The sequence below is a fragment of the Streptomyces anandii JCM 4720 genome, from assembly GCF_014650655.1.
Lineage (GTDB): Bacteria > Actinomycetota > Actinomycetes > Streptomycetales > Streptomycetaceae > Streptomyces > Streptomyces anandii.
The window spans coordinates 114,666-118,038 of the sequence record NZ_BMVJ01000012.1 but is presented as its reverse complement, the minus strand read 5'-3'; the positions used below and the strand labels follow the sequence as shown (position 1 = coordinate 118,038).

Annotated in this window: 5 protein-coding genes; 2 read left to right on the top strand and 3 right to left on the bottom strand. The window is 72.9% G+C overall.

The genetic code is table 11. The features are described from left to right. Together IE249_RS38105 and IE249_RS22110 are read left to right on the top strand one after the other, a co-directional pair. A partial coding sequence (locus IE249_RS38105; protein ID WP_229859026.1) for an FMN-binding protein occupies positions 1–173 on the top strand: 173 nt, incomplete at its 5' end. A 55-nt stretch (positions 174–228) separates the two neighbouring features. Continuing rightward, on the top strand, positions 229–966 hold the full coding sequence (locus tag IE249_RS22110; RefSeq protein WP_373304427.1) for an FAD:protein FMN transferase: 738 nt from the start codon (positions 229–231) through the stop codon (positions 964–966). Positions 967–1,025: 59 nt separating this feature from the next. Here the strand turns inward: IE249_RS22110 and IE249_RS22105 are convergent, their stop codons facing one another. The 3 genes from IE249_RS22105 to argB all read right to left on the bottom strand — a co-directional run. After that, positions 1,026–1,568 carry an arginine repressor gene (locus IE249_RS22105; protein ID WP_189707128.1) on the bottom strand — a complete coding sequence of 181 codons (543 nt, stop codon included), beginning with the start codon at positions 1,566–1,568 and terminating at the stop codon, positions 1,026–1,028. Positions 1,569–1,575: 7 nt separating this feature from the next. Next, the gene (locus IE249_RS22100; RefSeq protein ID WP_189707126.1) at positions 1,576–2,781 is read right to left on the bottom strand and encodes an acetylornithine transaminase; all 1,206 of its coding nucleotides are present in this window, start codon (positions 2,779–2,781) and stop codon (positions 1,576–1,578) included. Continuing rightward, on the bottom strand, positions 2,778–3,373 hold a 596-nt coding region (argB, locus tag IE249_RS38100; protein ID WP_229858995.1), incomplete at its 5' end, for an acetylglutamate kinase. The genes argB and IE249_RS22100, both read right to left, overlap by 4 nt.

Sequence of the window (3,373 nt, the reverse complement as noted above, 5' to 3'; positions counted from 1 at the left end):
AGGCGCCCAAGGGCGGCATCAGCGACCAGAAGACCGCGCTGGCCGTGCCCAGGCTCAACCAGGAGGCGGTGGCCGCCGGCAGCGCGAAGATCGACTCGGTGTCCGGGGCCACCTACACCAGCGACGGCTACAAGCAGTCGCTGCAGTCGGCGCTGGACCAGGCCGGTGGCTGAGGCCGTGGCCGAACCGGCGAACGCTCCCGCCGCGGTGCGTCACGCGGAGGAGGTCATGGGGACGGTCTTCTCCTTCGACGTCCGCGGCGGGGAACCCGAGGCGGTCCGGGCGGCGCTGCGCGAGGCGGTCGCCGAACTGCACCGGGCCGACGAGGTGTTCAGCACCTACCGCGAGGACAGCCAGGTCTCCCGGCTGGCGCGCGGTGAGCTGACCGTCGGGGAGTGCGATCCGGAGGTCGCCGAGGTGCTCGCACTGGGCGCCGAGGCGGAAGGGGCCAGCGACGGCTGGTTCAGCCTGCGCTACCGGGGAGCCCTCGATCCGACCGGGATCGTCAAGGGCTGGGCGGCCGAGCGCGCGGCCCGGCGGATCCGGGCGGCCGGGGTGAGCGGGGTCAGCGTGAACGGCGGCGGGGACGTCCAGTTGCTCGGTGCGCCGGAGCCGCAGCGGCCCTGGCGGGTCGGCGTGTCCGATCCGCTGCGTCCGGGCGGGCTGGCGGCGGTGATCTCCTCGGCCGGGGCCGCGGAGCTGGCGGTGGCCACCTCGGGCACGGCCGAGCGAGGCGCGCACATCGTGGACCCGGGCACGGGCCGCTCGGCGGTGACCGACCTGGTCGCGGTGACGGTGGTCGCGCCCCGGCTGACCTGGGCGGACTGCTGGGCCACGGCCGCGTTCGCGATGGGCTCCCGGCAGGGCCTCGCGTGGCTTGAGTCGCTGCCGGACGTGGAGGCCCTGCTGATCACGGCGGGCGACGAGGTGCGCTGCACCGACGGACTGGCCGCCCGGCTGGGCTGAGCCCGCACACGTACGAAAGAGGGGCACACCGGTGAACGGTGTGCCCCCTCCTCGTGTTGTCAGTGGCCGTTCTGGGCCAGGCGCAGGAGGTGGTCCGCCAGGGCCTGTCCGCCGCTCGGATCGCGGCTGATCAGCAGCAGGGTGTCGTCGCCGGCGATCGTGCCGAGGATGTCGTGCAGTTCGGCCTGGTCGATCGCCGAGGCGAGGAACTGCGCCGCGCCCGGCGGGGTGCGCAGGACCACCAGGTTGGCCGAGGCCTCCGCGGAGATGAGCAGCTCCTGCGACAGCCGCCGCATCCGCTCCTCCTTGACGGACTCCCCCAGCGGGGCGCGCGGGGTGCGGAAACCGCCCTCGCTGGGCACCGCGTAGATGAGGTCGCCGTCGGTGTTGCGGATCTTGACCGCGTTCAGCTCGTCGAGGTCCCGGGACAGCGTCGCCTGGGTGACGCTCAGCCCGTCGTCGGCGAGGAGCTTGGCCAACTGGCTCTGGGAGCGCACCGGTTGCCGGTTGAGGATGTCCACGATCCGGCGATGGCGTGCGGTACGGGTCTGCGGTACGGCGGGCCCGGCTTCGGTGTGCCCGTGGTCCTGCGCCTGGCTCATCGTCGTCTCATTCTCCGGCTCGTCCCTCTCGGTCCCCGTGGGCCACGTCCAGGATGCCGGGAAGCGCCCGGAGGAACGCGTCCACCGCGTCGTCGCCGAGGTTCAGCGCCGGCATCAGCCGTACGACGTCGGGGGCGGGGGCGTTCACCAGGAAGCCGGCCTCCTGAGCCGCCTGCTGCACCTGGGGAGCGAGCGGCTCGGTGAGCACGATACCCAGCAGCAGGCCCGCGCCCCGGACCTGGGCGACCAGTGCGTGGCCCGAGGACTCGATTCCGTCGCGCAGCCGCTCGCTCTGCCGCTTGACGTTGTCCAGAAGTCCCTCGTCCGCGATGGTGTCGAGGACGGCGAGTCCGGCGGCACAGGCCACCGGGTTGCCGCCGAAGGTCGTGCCGTGCTGACCGGGCCGCAGCAGGTCGGCGGCCCGCCCGAAGGCGACGGTGGCGCCGAGCGGCAGCCCGCCGCCGAGGCCCTTGGCGAGCGTGACCACGTCGGGCAGGACGCCCTCGTGGGCCTGGTACTCGAACCAGTGCCCGGTGCGGCCGACGCCGGTCTGCACCTCGTCGAGGACCAGCAGCGAGCCGGTGGCCGCGGTGATCGCGCGGGCCGCCTTGAGGTAGCCGGGCGGCGGCACCACGACCCCGTTCTCGCCCTGGATCGGCTCAATGATCACCAGGGCCGTCTCGTCGGTGACCGCGGCGGCCAGTGCCTGCGCGTCGCCGTAGGGAACGTGGGTGACCTCGCCGGGCAGCGGCAGGAAGGGCTCCTGCTTGCCGGGCTGGCCGGTGAGGGCGAGGGCGCCCATGGTCCGGCCGTGGAAGCCGCCCTCGGTGGCGACCATATGGGTCCGTCCGGTGAGCCGGCCGATCTTGAAGGCGCCCTCGTTGGCCTCGGCGCCGGAGTTGCAGAAGAACACCTTGCCGTCGCGGCCGAAGAGCTGCAGGAGGCGTTCGGCGAGCGCGACGGGCGGCTCGGCGACGAAGAGGTTGGAGACGTGCCCGAGGGAGGCGATCTGCCGGGTCACGGCCTCGACGACCGCCGGGTGGGCGTGGCCGAGCGCGTTGACGGCGATGCCGCCGACGAAGTCGAGGTACTCCTTGCCGTCGGCGTCCCACAGCCGGGCGCCCTCGCCGCGCACCAGGGGCAGCCGCGGGGTGCCGTAGTTGTTCATGAGCGCGCCCTGCCACCGCTGGGTCAGCTCCTGGTTGGCGGTCATACGGCGTCCCCCTCCTCGTCCGGCACGACCATCGTGCCGATGCCCTCGTCGGTGAAGATCTCCAGCAGGATGGAGTGCTGGACGCGGCCGTCGATGACGCGCGCGGTGCTCACGCCGCCCCGCACGGCGTGCAGGCAGCCCTCCATTTTCGGCACCATGCCCGAGCTCAGCTCCGGCAGCAGTTTCTCCAGCTGGGCAGCGGTCAGCCGGCTGATCACCTCGTCGGAGTCCGGCCAGTCCTCGTAGAGGCCCTCGACGTCGGTGAGGACCATGAGGGTCTCGGCGCCCAGTGCCGCAGCGAGTGCCGCAGCCGCCGTATCAGCATTGACGTTGTAGACATGTCCGTCGTCCTGGGATCGGGCGATCGAGGAGACGACCGGGATGCGGCCGTCCGCGAGCAGCGCCTCGATCGCGCCGGTGTCGATCTCGGTGATCTCGCCGACCCGCCCGATGTCGACTAGCTCTCCGTCGATCTCGGGGGTGTGCCGGGTGGCGGTGATGGTGTGCGCGTCCTCGCCGGTGAGGCCGACGGCGAGCGGGCCGTGCTGGTTGAGCAGCCCGACCAGCTCCCGCTGCACCTGACCGGCCAGCA